The following is a 14,469-nucleotide window of genomic DNA, read 5'->3' as shown; positions in this document are numbered from 1 at the left end:
TCACCAGTCAGCCTCAAGAACGTCGTTGACATGCTCGGCGGCCCCGGCGTGAAGCCGCGGCAGACACTCTCGAAGCGGCTGGACGATGCTTCGCGGGACGGTGCCGTACTCGACGAGGTACCCAAGCGAGTGGGCGATCTCCTCCTGCACCGCGGGATCGGTCTCCCGCGACAGAGCCTCGACCAACGGCATCACGACCGACGAAGCCTCAAGTCCCGCCCGGCAGTCCTGAACGAGCCGGTCCCCAAGGTAAGCAGCCGCCAACCCTCGGACATGAGGCTCCTCATCGACCAGCCAGGCCAGCAGCTCACCGGGCGACGCGCCGACCATGCGAGAGGAATCCTGGGCCACCCGAGCATTGTCCTGCGTTCGGGGCCGCCATGGAAAGATCAAGCATGACCGACGAGCGCTTCCAGGACCCGGGATGGCGGCTCTGGCGCTTCAGCGACGAGATCCTGGTCCGCTGCCCCCGTTGCGACGCACGGGCCGTCGTGGTCGTTCACCCCGACCACCGCGAAGGCCACCGCTACGCGATGGGCTTCCTGATGGCACCGCACCGGCTGAGCTGCACGGGATGCGGCCACACCGCCGAGTGGACGCCACGCGGCTGGCAACGCGGCGAGGGAGACCCCTACTTCACCCACGGCGGCCCCCTGCTGGTCCCCCACTTCACCGGCCCGAACGACCCCTACTTCGACCTGCCGCTGTGGCTGCGACGCCCATGCTGCGGCCACGTCCTGTGGGCCTACAACCAACGGCACCTGGACCTGCTGGAAGCCTACGTAGCCGCCCGCCTACGCGAACGAGGAGCTTGGACAGGCTCAGGCAGCCTCCTGGAACGCCTACCCGCCTGGATGAAAGCGGCCGACAACCGCCCCGAAGTCCTCAAGTGCATAGCAGCCCTACGCACCACCCTCCCGTCCTGACCTCTCGGCGCCCGAGGGACGGACGGCGCTCCCCGGACAGACGCGGCGGCATGCCGGAGTGCTCGATCGCGTGTGGGAGCGGGAAGTCGAACGGGCACAAACCCGAGACGGGCTCTCGCTCGGACAGGGACGGCGGCCCGTCGGGAAGCCGGAGCTACGCGGACGCCGACGGGCAAGGACGGAGCGTCGGCTTGCCGCGTTCCCGGACCATGCGGCAAGCCGACGTTCGGTGACGAGCGCCCCGGGACCGGGCACGGCACGCCGGGTGCGTGGGTGTCGGCGGGGCGGTGAAGCCCTCGGGGTCAGCTTCCGTACTGCTTGGTGTCCGGGTGCTCGATCAGCAGGATGTGGGCGGCCTTCTCGGCGACGGGGCGGTGCCGTACCCCCTTGGGGACGACGAAGAGTTCGCCCGCCTTCAGCACCACCGGGTCCCGCTCCTCCAGCTGGATCTCAAAGGTGCCGTCCCAGCACAGGAACAGCTCGTCCTCATCGTGGTGGTGCCAGGGGAACTCGCCTTCCAGACGGGCGAGGCGGACGACGGTGGTGTCGTTGACCATTGCCAGGTCGTGCTGCTGGAAGGGTCCCGGGAGCTCGGCGATGGCCTCGGGCACCGATACCGCGGCGAGCTGCCGCAGGTCCTCGTGTTGTGTGGTCATGTCGCGATCCTCGCCGTCCTCGTGGTCCGCCGACAGAGCCAATGCGCCATAATTGGTCCGTTGAATGAACCAATCACCTCGATGGTGTCCGGATCGGAAGAACTCGATCATGTCGATGGACCCGGCCGAGCTGGCCGACCGTCTGGGCCGGTGGTCCGCCGGTCGCGGACCGCTGTACCTCCTGCTCGCCGCGCGGTTGAGGCGCCTCGTCGACGAGGGCGAACTGCCGCCCGGCACCACGCTGCCACCCGACCGGGCCCTCGCGTCCGCGCTCGCGGTAGGACGCGGGACCGTCGTGGCCGCGTACGACCAGCTACGCCTGGAAGGCCGGATCAGCCGACGCCAGGGAAGCGGGACCCGTGTGGCCGGGCCACCGCGCCCTGGACCCCGGGAGAGCACGGGCGCGCCGGTCTTCCTCCACCTGCTCGAACCCCGGGACGACGACGTGATCCTCCTGGCGTGCGCCGCCCCCGCCGCGCCACCGGCGATGCTGTTGACGGCCTACGAGCGGGCCTTGTCCCGGCTGGCCACGGTCACGAGCGATATCGGCTACCACCCGTCGGGCCACTGGCGACTGCGCCGTGCGGTCGCCGACCACTACACGGGGCGTGGGGTGCCGACCGGACCCGAACAGGTGCTGGTCACCAACGGCGGTCAGCAAGCCCTCTCCCTGCTCGCCCGCGCCTTCGTCGAGCCCGGCGGCACGGTGCTCGTCGAGACTCCCACCTACCCCGGTGCGCTTGAGGCCTTCCGTGAACAGACCACGTCTCTGGAGACGCTCCCCGTCGGCCTGGACGGCTTCGAAACGAGGGTTCGAACCTCTGACCGCCGCCTGGAACTCGCCTACCTCACGTCCACCCACCACAACCCGACCGGTGCGGTACTGCCGTCGCTGGCACGCCGACGGCTCGCCGCTGCCGCCGCCGCGGCAAACGTGCCGCTCATCGACGACGAAGTCCTCGCCCACCTGGCTTTTCCCGGGCAGGAGACACCGCCTCCACTCGCCGCGTTCGGCGAAACGGTCATCTCCGTGGGCTCGCTCAGCAAGAGCGTCTGGGGCGGGCTGCGCATCGGCTGGGTACGGGCCCCGCGACCCGTGATCGACCGCCTCGCCAGGCTCCGGGCGGTTCATGATCTCGGGGGGAACGTCACCGCGCAGCTCGCCGCCGCCGAGCTGCTGCCCCACATGGAGACCCTGTGCCAGGACATCGCGGCGGACCGCCGGGCCCGCCATGACCACCTGCGCGCGGAACTGGCACGACGGCTGCCGCAGTGGCAGGCCCCACCCGTCACCGGCGGTCAGACCCTGTGGGTGCGCCTCCCCCACGGCGACGGCGACTCCTTCGCGCAGACAGCCCTCCGTCACGGCGTCGCCGTGCTGCCCGGCAGCGGGCTGGACGCCTCAGGAGGCAGCAGGGAGTTCATCCGAATCCACTTCCTCGCCGCCCCCGACACGCTGACCGAAGCGGTGCGCCGCCTGGCCACGGCATGGCACGCCTACGGCGACGGCCGCGACCAGGGCACGACCGCGCCCCGATCCATGGCGGTATGACACGGGCCCTGGAGGATCGACCTGGTGACGTTCCCTGAAGGTGGCGAGATCGACGACCGTGGACAGAGCCCTCCCACCGCTCGACCGGTAGTTCCACCAGCGTGTCGGTGACCTCCCCACCCCGGCGGCACAGGCAAGCCACCAGCGACCCGAGATCGACGCCGGAGACCGAAGAGCAGCGCCGACCCAAGCGAGAGCACCTGCTTCTTCACGCCGGACGAGTTGGGCGGGGCCTTCCGGGTGGTGGGCGCGGCAGGTTTCGAACCTGCCGTCACCGGGAGCACCCCACCTCCAGACCGCCGCTAATGGCACGCGAATGGCACGACGACCCGCACAGACGCGGCGGCATGCCGGAGTGCTCGTTCACGCGGACGGCGAGAACCACGCGAACGAGTGTTCCGGGACGCGGAGGTCCAAGAGGCGGCGCAGCCCCTGGTTCGGACTCGCTCAACCCACATCGAAGTGGAGACGCGGCTGACTCTGGCGGGCCGCTTCGGCTCCCTGCTGATGCCTGGACGCGTGATCAGGCACGTGTGCCGCCCTCATGCAGACCAAGAGGACCGTCTCTTTGCCATGCTGGACGCTCCGGAGTCGGCCGCGCGACAGCACGGTAACGACCGGCGACGACGCGAGCGCCGCCGTCCTGGACCGGAAACCCGCGTTACCTGCAATCATGCGCGGATGGCCACCTCGTTGCCCATGGGATGGACGATCGAAGAAGTCCGCATCGTGTCCGGTGATGCCAGCGCGGCAGTGTCGCCAACGAAACCACCCGTGCTGAGCCTTGAGTCAACTGCAGGTCAGCCGACTTACGAGCCCGTATCTCCTGATCTGGTCGGCACGATCCTCCAGTTTCACGACCTCTATCTCGTCAGCATCGAAGGTGAGTGGAACATGGGGACTCGAAATCCAGACGGCGCCATCGCCTGCTGGGCGTCCTATGGAACCAATTTCCGCGAAGCCCTCCGGGGTCTCTAGAGACCAGAAGACGCGACACCCTGCCTGATCCTCTCGTCTGCCGTCGTCGCGGGCGCATGAGACGTGACGTCGACGGGAACGGGCCCTCATAGGCTGAGCCGCATGATCCGGGCTGTGGTGTTCGATGTCGGCGAGTGCCTGGTTAACGAGACGACCGAGTACGGGACGTGGGCTGACTGGCTCGGCGTGCCGCGTCACACCTTCTCAGCGATGTTCGGGGCGGTCATCGCGCGGGGGCTGGACTACCGCGAGACGTTCCAGGTGTTCGCGCCCGGCTTCGATCTGACCGAGCAGCGGGAGAAGCGGGCCGAGGTCGGGCAGGCCGAGAGGTTCGGGGAGGAGGACCTGTACCCGGACGTGCGTCCGGCGCTGGGCAAGCTTCGCGATGACGGGCTGTGGGTCGGGATCGCGGGCAACCAGACGGTGCGGGCCGGGGGCGTCCTGCGGTCGCTGGACCTGCCGTGCGACATGATCGCCACCTCGGACGACTGGGGCGTGTCCAAGCCGGATCCGGGATTCTTCCGTTGTGTGGTCGAGAACGCTCCGTGTGAGGCCGAAGAGATCCTGTACGTGGGTGATCGGCTGGACAACGACATCGCGCCTGCGGTCACGATGGGCCTGAGGACGGCGCTGATCCGGCGGGGGCCGTGGGGGATTATCCAGCAGGACGCTCCGGAAGCCGACAGCCTTCCGACGATGCGGATCGACTCGCTGTCCGAACTTCCCGGGCGTATCGCCCGGTTCAACGCTGAGGCGACCTTGCTCTGACGCCCTGGTTCCCTTCACTGGCGGTCAAGCACCTGAGCCAACGGCATCTCAGATGTGCGGAAGGGCTTGCTTCCAGGGGAAGTCACGCTGCCGCTGCCTGGTGTGCGCTGATGGCGTGAAGACCCCGTTTCCGTGATCGGAAACGGGGTCTTTTGGGTGGTGGGCGCGGCAGGTTTCGAACCTGCGACCCCTCGCTTGTAAGGCGAGTGCTCTACCCCTGAGCTACGCGCCCGTGGGCACGTTCGTGCCTCGGTGACCGGGAAAGCGTACCCGGTTCCGGGGTGGGTGCGCGAAACGGATCATGGCTGGGGGTCGCCGCCGTCCTGTTCGGCAAGGAAGCGTTCGAACTGGGCGGCCAGTTCCTCGGCCGTCGGCATGTCCCGGGCCTCGGCGAGCAGGCTCTCGCGGTCGGCGGCGCCCGCGAACGCGTCGTACTGCTGCTCCAGGGCGCGCACGACCTTCTCGACCTCCTCGTTGCCGCTGACCTGCTCGGTGATCTCGGCGTCGGTCGTGAGGGCGGCCTCGCGGAGGGCGGCGGAGGGCAGCACCAGGCCGGTGGCGGCGATCACCGCGTCGAGGGCGGCGACGGCGGCGGTCGGATAGGTGGTCTGGGCCAGGTAGTGCGGGACGTGGATGGCGAAGCCGAGCGCGTCGTGGCCGGACTCGCCCAGCCGGTACTCCAGCAGGGCCGCGGCGCTGCCGGGCACCTGGACCTTGTCGAACCACGAGGAACGCGTGATCAGCTCCGGCCGGGTCGCGTGCGAGGTCATCCCCACCGGCCGGGTGTGCGGAACGCCCATCGGGATGCCGTGGAAGCCGACGACGAGGCGGACGTTCAGGCGTTCCACCAGCGAGCGGACGGCGGCGACGAAGCCCTCCCACATCCGGTCGGGCTCGGGCCCGGTCAGCAGCAGGAACGGCGTGCCGACCTCGTCGTGCAGCAGGCGCAGGACCAGCTCGGGGGCGTCGTAGGAGGCCCAGTGGTCGCGGTCGTAGATCATCGTCGGGCGGCGGGCCCGGTAGTCGATCAGGGAGTCCACGTCGAACCGCGCGATGACGCGGTGGTCGAGGGCGTCCAGCAGGTGTTCGCGCACGAGCTGCCCGACCGATCCGGCGTCCACGAACCCGTCGATGCTGTGCAGCAGGACCGGGCCCGTCAGCTCCGGCAGGTCGGCGTCCAGCTCGTACAGATCCTCAGGGTTCAGCACCGTCTCCCCCACATTCATGTCTTGAGCCCTTCAACCTTAGGACATGGGCGGGGGCATCCCTTGCCCGTGTGTGATCGCGGTCTCATTCGAAGACGCGGCTGGCCAGGAAGTCCTCGGGCAGCAGGGTGGTGAGGGCGGCCAGGTCCACCTCGCCGGGCGCGGCCAGCAGCCGGCTGGCGTGGCGCAGGCGGGCGCGCTCGATCGCGTTGCGGACCGAACGCGCGTTGGCGAAGCGCGGCCGGGCGCGGCGTCGTCGCAGGTAGTCGCGGAAGACCGGAACGGTCTCGGGGGCGAGCCGGTAGCCCTCGCGGGCCATCATCAGGCGGCCGATCTCCTCCAGTTCGGCGGGCTCGTAGTCGGGGAAGTCGATGTGGTGGGCGATGCGGGAGCTCATGCCGGGGTTGGAGGCGAAGAACGCGTCCATGCGGTCCTTGTAGCCCGCCAGGACGACGACCAGGTCGTCGCGCTGGTTCTCCATGACCTGGAGGAGGATCTCGATGGCCTCCTGGCCGTAGTCGCGTTCGTTCTCGGCCCGGTACAGGTAGTAGGCCTCGTCGATGAACAGGACGCCGCCCATGGCGCGTTTGAGGACCTCCTTGGTCTTGGGCGCGGTGTGCCCGACGTACTGGCCGACCAGGTCGTCGCGGGTGACCGGCACCAGGTGGCCCTTGCGGACGTAGCCGAGGCGGTGCAGCAGTTCGGCGAGGCGGACGGCGACGGTCGTCTTGCCCGTGCCGGGGCTGCCGGTGAAGCACATGTGCAGGTTGGGGCGGCCCGAGTCGATGCCGAAGCGCGCCCGGACGCGGTCGACCAGCAGCAGCGCGGCGATCTCGCGGACGCGGGTCTTCACCGGGGCCAGGCCGACCAGGTCGCGGTCCAGGGAGTCCAGGACCTCGTCGGCCTGGGACTCGGCGCGTTCGCGGGCCAGGTCCACGCGGGCGTCCGGGGGCAACGGCTCGGCGGGGGTCTCGTCCGCCGAGCTGTCCGCCGAACGCATGCCGAAGGCGGGCCGCCCGGTCATGGCGCCGCCCGGTCCGGACCGAGGAGCGTCACGATCGGGAGCTCGCGAGCGACGCGGGAGGACCCGGCGTCAAAGCGCCAGGACCCGTCGTGCCGGAGGCGCGACAATGTGCACGTCATGGCGCCGCCCGGCCCGGGCTGAGGAGCATCACGATCGGGAGCTCGCGAGCGACGCGGGAAGGCCCGGCGGTGAAGGGGGTCATGTGTAGCGCTCGCCCTGCGGTCGGTCCAGCGCGTAGGGGTGGATCCGGTAGCGGACGCGGCGGTCGGAGGTCTCCTCCCGATCCAGCCGGAACCCCGGTTCGACGGCCGGGCGCTGCACGATGAACTGCAGCGCCGTCGTCTGCCGCCCGTAGCCCGCGTCGTAGGCGTTCACCCGGACGTAGTGGCCCGGGTAGGCGCGGCGGCACTCGTTGACCTCGTACAGCACCCCGGCGGGGTCGGCCAGGTCGAACATCGGCAGGCCCCACATCTCCCAGTACGCGTTGCGCGGGTGCGGGTCGTCGGTGAACTCCACCGAGCACGGCCAGCCCCGCTCCAGGGCGTAGGCGACCTGCGCGGCGATCTCGTCGTCGGTGAGGTCGGGCAGGTGGGAGAACGTCCCTTGGGTCACGCGCATCACAGGCTCACATGGGTCTCGACGACGTCGGGGGTGTCGGTGGACTCGTAGCTGAACGTCACGTCGCCCCAGGTGGACAGCGCGACCTCCAGCTCACGGCTGTGCCTGGCGGCGGCCCGCAGGATGTCGGGGCCCTCGGCGAGGAAGTCGCGGCCCTCGTTGCGCGCCTTGATCATCGCTTCGAGGGCGACGCGGTTGGCGGCGGCCCCGGCGGCGATCCCCATCGGGTGCCCGATCGTCCCGCCGCCGAACTGGAGGACCACGTCCTCGCCCAGGTGGTGCAGCAGCTGGTGCATCTGCCCGGCGTGGATGCCGCCGGACGCCACCGGCATCGTGCCCGGCATCGACGCCCAGTCCTGGTCGAAGTACAGGCCCTTCACCGGATCCGCGGCGATCCTGTCGAGGCGCAGGGTGTCGTAGAAGCCCGCGACGCTGTGGGGGTCGCCCTCCAGCTTGCCGACGACCGTCCCGGCGTGGATGTGGTCGACGCCGGCCAGCCGCATCCACTTGGCGATCACGCGGAAGCTGACGCCGTGGGTCTTCTGCCGCGTGTAGGTGGAGTGCCCGGCGCGGTGCAGGTGCAGCAGCATCCCGTTGGCCCGCGCCCACCGGGCCATCGACTGGATCGCGGTGTAGCCGACGGTCAGGTCGATCATCACGATGACGCTGCCGAGGTCGCGCGCGAACTCGGCGCGCTCGTACATGTCCTCCATCGTGGCGGCGGTGACGTTGAGGTAGTGCCCCTTGACCTCGCCGGTCGCGGCGACGGCCCGGTTGACGCCCTCCATGCAGTACAGGAACCGGTCGCGCCAGCGCATGAACGGCTGGGAGTTGATGTTCTCGTCGTCCTTGGTGAAGTCCAGGCCGCCGCGCAGCGCCTCGTACACGACGCGCCCGTAGTTGCGCGCCGACAGCCCGAGTTTCGGCTTGACCGTCGCGCCCAGCAGCGGGCGCCCGAACTTGCCGAGGTACTCGCGTTCCATCACGATCCCGTGCGCCGGGCCCTGGAACGTCTTGACGTAGTGCGGCGGGATCCGCATGTCCTCCAGCCGCAGCGCCCGCAGCGCCTTGAACCCGAAGACGTTCCCGATGATCGAGGAGGTGAGGTTGGCGATCGAGCCCTCCTCGAACAGGTCCAGGTCGTAGGCGATGGAGGCGATGAACTGCCCCTCGCTTCCCGGCACCGCCTCCACCCGGTAGCACTTGGCCTGGTAGTTCTCGTAGGAGGTGAGCCGGTCGGTCCACACCACCGTCCAGGTGGCGGTGGACGACTCCCCGGCGACGGCCGCGCCCGCCTCCTCCGGCGGGACGCCCGGCTGCGGCGTGATCCGGAACGCGGCCAGCACGTCGCTGTCCTTCGGCCGGTAGTCGGGCCGCCAGTAGCCCATCTCCGCGTACGGGATCACACCCGCCGACCATCTGCCCGCACTCATGGCCCTCCGCTCGGGTCGGGGTTCGTGGACGTCCCGAGCGTCGCCCGGCGATACTCGCATCGTCCATCAAGTGTTTCCGGCCCACACCTGAGCGAAGGCTTGAACCAGGAGGTCGCCGTGACCGAGGCGCGGCTGCGGACGTTCGTGGCGGTGGCCGACGCCGGGTCGGTGCGGGAGGCGGCGCGGCGGCTGTACGTGACCGAGTCGGCGGTGTCGGCGGCGCTGGCGGCGCTGGCCCGGGACCTCGGCGTCGCGCTGGTCCGCCGCGAGGGGCGCGGCCTGGCGCTCACCCCCGCCGGGACGGTGTACGCCTCCTACGCCCGCCGGGTCCTCGGCCTGCTGGAGCAGGGGCGCGCGGCGGCGCGGGGCGCGGCCGACCCGGCGCGCGGCCCGCTGCGCCTGGCGGCGGTGACCACGGCCGCCGACCAGGTCCTGCCGGAGCTGCTGGCCTCGTTCCGCGCCCGCTGGCCGGAGGTGGACCTGGCCCTGGAGGTGGGGCCGCGCCGCCAGGTGTGGAGCAGCCTGGCCGCCCACCGGGCCGATCTGGTGCTGGCCGGGCGGCCGCCCGCCGGCGTCGCGGCGACCGTGCTGGCGCGGCGGCCCAACGTCCTGGTCGTGGTGGGCGCGCCCGCGCTGGCGGCGGCGTTCGACCCGGCCACGACGCCGTGGGTGATGCGCGAGCCGGGCTCGGGCACCCGCGCCACGGCCGAGGCGTACCTGACCGAACGCGACGTCGCCCCGCCCCGCCTGGTCCTCGGCTCCAACGGCGCGGTGGTCGCGGGCGCGGCGGCGGGGCTGGGCGCCGCCCTGCTGTCCCGCGACGCGGTCCGCGGCCACCTGGCGGACGGATCCCTGGTCGAGATCGACGCGCCCGGAACGCCGCTGCACCGCCCCTGGCACGCCGTGGGCGGGCCCGACCCGACCCCGACGACCCGGCTGTTCGTGGACCATCTCCTGGACGCCCCCGGCTGGTCCCGGCCCCGCTGACGCCCCGCCCGGCGCGTGGGGTCGGTCACATCGCGCGCCGGAGCGCGCCGGAGCCGCCACGACACGACAGAATCGGATTCGGAACACCCTGGGGGCAGGGCGCCCGCATCCGCGACCACGCGAAAGGGGTCCACGATGACCGCCGAACGCCCGTACGACATCGTCCTCTTCGGCGCCACCGGCTTCACCGGCGGGCTGACCGCCGAGTACCTGGCGCGGCACGCGCCGCCCTTCGCCAAGTGGGCGCTGGCCGGGCGCAACCAGGAGAGGCTGGCGGCGGTCCGCGACCGGCTGGCCGCGATCGACCCGGCCTGCGCCGACCTGCCGCTGCTGCACGCCGACACCGCCGACACCGCGTCGGTCGAGGAGCTGGCCGCGCGGACGCGCGTCGTCATCACCACCGTCGGCCCGTACGTGAAGCACGGCGAGCCGCTGGTCGCCGCGTGCGCCCGCAACGGGACCGACTACGTGGACCTGACCGGCGAGCCGACGTTCGTGAACCGGATGTACGTGCGCCACCACGAGGAGGCCGTGCGGTCGGGCGCGCGGATCGTGCACGCCTGCGGGTTCGACTCGATCCCGCACGACCTGGGCGTGTACTTCACCGTCAAGCGGCTCCCGGCGGGCGTCCCGCTGCGCGTGGAGGGGTTCGTGCGGGGCTCGGGCGACTTCTCCGGCGGCACCCTGCACTCGGCCGTCGGGATCTTCGCCGACATCCCCGGCATGGTCCGCGCCGAGCGCGAGTACCACCGCGCCGCCCCGAGGCCGGAGGGACGGCGGGTGCGGATCTCGCGGCGGCCCGTGCCCCGCTCGGGGGTGAACGGCTGGACGCTGCCGATGCCGACCATCGACCCGCAGATCGTGCTGCGGTCGGCGGCGGCGCTGGACCGGTACGGCCCCGACTTCTCCTACGGCCCCTACGTGGCGACCAGGCGGCTGCCGTCGGCGGTCGGGCTGGCCGCCGGCGCCACGGCCGTGACGGCGCTGGCGCAGCTGCCGCCGACCCGCGCGCTGCTGCTGCGGGTGCGCGGGGCGGGCGAGGGCCCGCCGCCGGAGAAGCGCGCCAAGGCGTGGTTCAGCGTGAAGTTCGTCGGCGAGGGCGGCGGCAGGCGCGTGGTCACCGAGGTCGCGGGCGGCGACCCCGGCTACGGCGAGACCGCGAAGATGCTGGCCGAGTCGGCGCTGTGCCTGGCCTTCGACGACCTGCCGCCGAGCTCCGGCCAGGTCACCACGGCGGTCGCGATGGGCGACGCGCTGGTCGACCGTCTCCAGAAGGCCGGGATCACCTTCCGGGTGATCCATTCCTGATCGGGACGACCGCCTCGACGGTGGTGCCGGCGCCGGGGCGGCTGGTGACCGTGAACCGGCCGCCCAGCAGCTCGGCGCGTTCGGCCATGCCGCGCAGCCCGTAGGCCCCGGACCGGTGGCCCTGCCGCGGCGCGAACCCCACCCCGTCGTCGGCGACGGTCAGCCGGACGCGGTCGCGGTCGTGTTCCAGCAGCAGGTCGACGCAGGTGGCGGCGGCGTGCCGCAGGCAGTTGCCGACCGCCTCCTGCGCGATCCGGTACAGCGCGGTCTGCACGTGGTCGGGAAGCGGCTCCTCCAGTTCCCCGGTCACGGTGACGGTCACGTCCACCGCCCCGTGCGAGGTGGGCGCGCCCGCCTCCCGCGCCAGCGTCGCCAGCGCGGCGGGCAGCCCCAGGTCGTCCAGGACCGGGGGCCGCAGCCCGCCGATCGCCGCCCGCGTCTCGGCGGCGGCCAGGTCGCACAGCTCGCGCGCGCGGGCGATCTGGGCGCGGGCGCCGGACGGCGCGGGCCCGTCCGGCCCGGGGCCCTCCAGCGCCGCCTGCGCCGCCGACAGGTGGAAGCCCAGGCTGGCCAGGTGCTGGGCGACCCCGTCGTGGATCTCGCGGCTGAGCCGGGACCGCTCGGCCTCCTGGACCTGGACGGCGCGTTCGGCGAAGCGCTCGGCGGCGAACTCGCGCTCCCGGGCGGTGCGCAGGCGGCGGCACGAGCACAGCACCGGCGCGAACAGCTCGGCCAGCGCCCCGACCAGCGCCACGTCCGGCTCCCGGCAGGGGCCCGCCGACCGGACGTCGAGGACCCCGATGACCGCGGGCCCGCTGTGCACGGGCACCGCGACGCCGCGCCCGTCGCGGTGCCGCCGGGCCCGCCCGTGCGCCGCGACCCACCCGACGTCCCCCTCCCCCAGCGGGACGGCCCGGCCCGCCCCCTCCATGACCCGCCCGCACTCGTCCAGGACGTACACGTCGCAGAACACGAGCGCCTCCCCCGACCGCACCACCAGCCCGGCCAGCTCCTCGGCCGTCGACGGCAGCGTCCGCCCCGAGCACGCGACCGCGACGACCCGGACCAGCAGGTCCCGGTCCCGGCCCGCCAGCAGGTCCAGCGCGGCCGTCACCGGTACAGCCCCTCCCGCAGCGCCAGCGCGACCGCCGCGGACCGGTCGGCCACCTCCAGCTTCCGGTACAGGGTCCGCAGATGGCTCTTGACGGTCTCCTCGCTGACCACCAGCCGGGCCGCGATCGCCTTGTTCGACAACCCGCCGACCAGCAGCGACAGCACCTCGCTCTCGCGCTGGGTGAGTCCCCGGTCGGCGCCCGGCCAGAACTCGCCGCGCCGCAGCCGCGCCGCCGTCACCGCCATCCGCCCGGCGAGGGTGGGGTCGACGACGGTCTCGCCGCGGGCGACCTCCTCCAGCCGCCGCACCAGCTCCGGGCCGTCGACGCGTTTCAGCAGGTAGCCGCCGGCGCCCGCGCGCAGCGCCTCGAAGACGTACTGCTCGTCGTCGTAGACCGACAGGAACACCACCCGCGACTCGGGGGCCAGGCCGGTCAGCGTCCGGCACACGTCCAGGCCGCTCTCCGGCCCCAGCCGCACGTCCAGCAGCACCACGTCGGGCCGCAGCGCCGCCACGAGCCGGGCGGCGCCGGCGGACGTCCCCGCCTGCCCCACCACCCGCACCCGCCCGGCGAACCCGGCCAGCATCGCCTTCAGCCCGGCCAGGATCATCTCGTGGTCGTCCACCAGGACGACGCGTACGGGCACGCCCATCCCGGCACGATAACAACCCTTGCTACCCGCCAGTAGCCCCGTGGCGTAAGGCTTCTCCCGGGTTTCACCCGTGCTCTCCCCCGTTCGGGTGAGGCCGCGGCCCGCCGCCCGTTCTACCGTCCGGGCACCGGACGACGTCGGCACGCTAGGAGGCCAGGTGCCCCATCGGATCGTGCACATGCTCCGGGCGCGCGGATCGGGCCGCCGCCCCGTCATGCTCGCCATCGCCGGGGACAGCGCGGCGGGCAAGACGACGCTCACCAGGGGGCTGGTGCGGTGTCTGGGGGCGGACCGGATGACCGCCGTCTGCGTGGACGACTACCACCGCTTCGACCGGCGGGAACGGGCGGGCAAGCCGTTCACGGCGCTGCACCCCGACTGCAACCACGTCGACGTCATGGAGCAGCACCTGCAACTGCTGTCGCTGGGCGAGCCGATCCTCAAACCGGTCTACGACCACGGCACCGGCGAGCTCGTCCGGCCCGAGCTGGTCCGGCCCCGCGACTTCGTGATCGTCGAGGGGCTGCTGCCGCTGCACACCCGCCTGGCCCGCGCCTGCTTCGACATCACCGTCTACCTGGACCCGCCCGAGCCGCTGCGCCACGCCTGGAAGGTCCGCCGCGACTGCGCCAACCGCGGCTACACCCCCGGGCAGGTCCGCGCCGAGCTGGCCCGCCGCGAGCCCGAGAGCGCCGCCTACATCCGCCCGCAGCGCCGCTGGGCCGACATCGTCGTCCGGTTCGCGCCGGTCGCGGGCCGCGCCGACCCGCCGGACACGCCGCTGTCGGCCGAGCTGCTGCTGCGCCCCACCATCGACCACCCCGAGCTCGGCCCGGTCCTGGCGGAGGCGGCCCCGCCCGGCGGCGACACGGCCATGCACCTGCGCCTGCACCGCGACACCGACGGCCGTCCCGTCGACGCCCTGCACGTCCACGGCTACGTCTCCCCCGAGGAGTCCGGGCCCGTCAAGAGGGCGATCTGGGAACGGCTAGCGGGCCACGCCGACCTCGATCCGGCGGCGCTGGGCCGGTACGGCGACGCGGGCGCCAGCGACCCGCTGGCCATCACCCAGCTCCTGCTGCTGTACCACCTGCTCGACGCCGACCGCCGGCAGCAGGCGGCGTAGCGGCGTAGCGGCCACGAGGCGCGCGGGGAGGCCCCGGGACACCGGGCCGCGCGGCTCCGTCACGGCCGGGAGGACCCCCCGCCTGGGCGCCGGGGGCCTCCCGGCCTCTCCCCGCGCGGGG

Annotated in this window: 15 protein-coding genes and 1 tRNA gene; 7 read left to right on the top strand and 9 right to left on the bottom strand. The window is 72.4% G+C overall.

The features are described 5' to 3' along the window. Positions 1 to 330, bottom strand: a complete 330-nt coding sequence (locus AKI01S_RS25765) for a hypothetical protein (RefSeq protein WP_067823254.1) — start codon at positions 328 to 330, stop codon at positions 1 to 3. Between the two features lie 65 nt (positions 331 to 395). Between AKI01S_RS25765 and AKI01S_RS25760 the strand changes: the two genes are divergently transcribed. Further along, entirely contained in the window at positions 396 to 926 is a 531-nt protein-coding gene (locus AKI01S_RS25760) for a hypothetical protein (protein WP_067823251.1), read from the top strand. A 302-nt stretch (positions 927 to 1,228) separates the two neighbouring features. Here the strand turns inward: AKI01S_RS25760 and AKI01S_RS25755 are convergent, their stop codons facing one another. Next, the gene (locus AKI01S_RS25755) at positions 1,229 to 1,582 is read right to left on the bottom strand and encodes a cupin domain-containing protein (protein ID WP_067823248.1); all 354 of its coding nucleotides are present in this window, start codon (positions 1,580 to 1,582) and stop codon (positions 1,229 to 1,231) included. Between the two features lie 109 nt (positions 1,583 to 1,691). Between AKI01S_RS25755 and AKI01S_RS25750 the strand changes: the two genes are divergently transcribed. From AKI01S_RS25750 to AKI01S_RS25745, 3 genes are all read left to right on the top strand, one after another. Further along, on the top strand, positions 1,692 to 3,134 hold the full coding sequence (locus AKI01S_RS25750; protein ID WP_067823245.1) for an aminotransferase-like domain-containing protein: 1,443 nt from the start codon (positions 1,692 to 1,694) through the stop codon (positions 3,132 to 3,134). 681 nt (positions 3,135 to 3,815) lie between these two features. After that, a complete protein-coding gene (locus AKI01S_RS49445; protein ID WP_084000243.1) occupies positions 3,816 to 4,112 on the top strand; it encodes a hypothetical protein in 297 nt (98 codons plus the stop codon). A 63-nt stretch (positions 4,113 to 4,175) separates the two neighbouring features. Beyond that, positions 4,176 to 4,880 (top strand): HAD family hydrolase, encoded by a 705-nt coding sequence (locus AKI01S_RS25745; RefSeq protein WP_369688740.1) that lies wholly within the window; start codon positions 4,176 to 4,178, stop codon positions 4,878 to 4,880. Between the two features lie 157 nt (positions 4,881 to 5,037). On the opposite strand, the gene AKI01S_RS25740 is transcribed toward AKI01S_RS25745, so the two are convergent. The 5 genes from AKI01S_RS25740 to AKI01S_RS25720 all read right to left on the bottom strand — a co-directional run bounded on the left by AKI01S_RS25740 (position 5,038) and on the right by AKI01S_RS25720 (position 9,160). After that, positions 5,038 to 5,112 (bottom strand) — tRNA-Val (locus AKI01S_RS25740). Between the two features lie 67 nt (positions 5,113 to 5,179). Then, positions 5,180 to 6,106 (bottom strand): proteasome assembly chaperone family protein, encoded by a 927-nt coding sequence (locus AKI01S_RS25735; protein ID WP_067823239.1) that lies wholly within the window; start codon positions 6,104 to 6,106, stop codon positions 5,180 to 5,182. Positions 6,107 to 6,170: 64 nt separating this feature from the next. Further along, the gene (gene cbbX / locus AKI01S_RS25730) at positions 6,171 to 7,109 is read right to left on the bottom strand and encodes a CbbX protein (protein ID WP_067823237.1); all 939 of its coding nucleotides are present in this window, start codon (positions 7,107 to 7,109) and stop codon (positions 6,171 to 6,173) included. Positions 7,110 to 7,307: 198 nt separating this feature from the next. After that, the gene (locus AKI01S_RS25725) at positions 7,308 to 7,727 is read right to left on the bottom strand and encodes a ribulose bisphosphate carboxylase small subunit (protein WP_067823234.1); all 420 of its coding nucleotides are present in this window, start codon (positions 7,725 to 7,727) and stop codon (positions 7,308 to 7,310) included. Further along, the gene (locus AKI01S_RS25720) at positions 7,727 to 9,160 is read right to left on the bottom strand and encodes a form I ribulose bisphosphate carboxylase large subunit (protein ID WP_067823232.1); all 1,434 of its coding nucleotides are present in this window, start codon (positions 9,158 to 9,160) and stop codon (positions 7,727 to 7,729) included. The genes AKI01S_RS25725 and AKI01S_RS25720 overlap by 1 nt, the downstream gene beginning before the upstream one ends. Before the next feature lie 117 nt (positions 9,161 to 9,277). Between AKI01S_RS25720 and AKI01S_RS25715 the strand changes: the two genes are divergently transcribed. Together AKI01S_RS25715 and AKI01S_RS25710 are read left to right on the top strand one after the other, a co-directional pair. Beyond that, positions 9,278 to 10,147 carry a LysR substrate-binding domain-containing protein gene (locus tag AKI01S_RS25715; protein WP_067823316.1) on the top strand — a complete coding sequence of 290 codons (870 nt, stop codon included), beginning with the start codon at positions 9,278 to 9,280 and terminating at the stop codon, positions 10,145 to 10,147. A gap of 135 nt (positions 10,148 to 10,282) precedes the next feature. After that, positions 10,283 to 11,455 (top strand): saccharopine dehydrogenase family protein, encoded by a 1,173-nt coding sequence (locus AKI01S_RS25710; RefSeq protein WP_067823228.1) that lies wholly within the window; start codon positions 10,283 to 10,285, stop codon positions 11,453 to 11,455. On the opposite strand, the gene AKI01S_RS25705 is transcribed toward AKI01S_RS25710, so the two are convergent. Both AKI01S_RS25705 and AKI01S_RS25700 read right to left on the bottom strand, forming a co-directional pair. Continuing rightward, on the bottom strand, positions 11,430 to 12,569 hold the full coding sequence (locus tag AKI01S_RS25705) for a GAF domain-containing sensor histidine kinase (RefSeq protein WP_067823225.1): 1,140 nt from the start codon (positions 12,567 to 12,569) through the stop codon (positions 11,430 to 11,432). The two genes, AKI01S_RS25710 and AKI01S_RS25705, sit on opposite strands and share 26 nt — an antisense overlap. Next, complete coding sequence (locus AKI01S_RS25700; protein ID WP_067823221.1) at positions 12,566 to 13,222, bottom strand: response regulator; 657 nt, start codon at positions 13,220 to 13,222, stop codon at positions 12,566 to 12,568. The genes AKI01S_RS25705 and AKI01S_RS25700 overlap by 4 nt, the downstream gene beginning before the upstream one ends. Positions 13,223 to 13,379: 157 nt before the next feature. On the opposite strand from AKI01S_RS25700, the gene AKI01S_RS25695 reads away from it, so the two are divergent. Then, complete coding sequence (locus AKI01S_RS25695) at positions 13,380 to 14,348, top strand: phosphoribulokinase (RefSeq protein WP_067823218.1); 969 nt, start codon at positions 13,380 to 13,382, stop codon at positions 14,346 to 14,348. Positions 14,349 to 14,469: the final 121 nt, after the last annotated feature.

This window comes from Actinomadura kijaniata NBRC 14229 (assembly GCF_001552175.1).
GTDB lineage: Bacteria > Actinomycetota > Actinomycetes > Streptosporangiales > Streptosporangiaceae > Spirillospora > Spirillospora kijaniata.
This window is presented reverse-complemented; position numbering and strand designations above follow the sequence as displayed.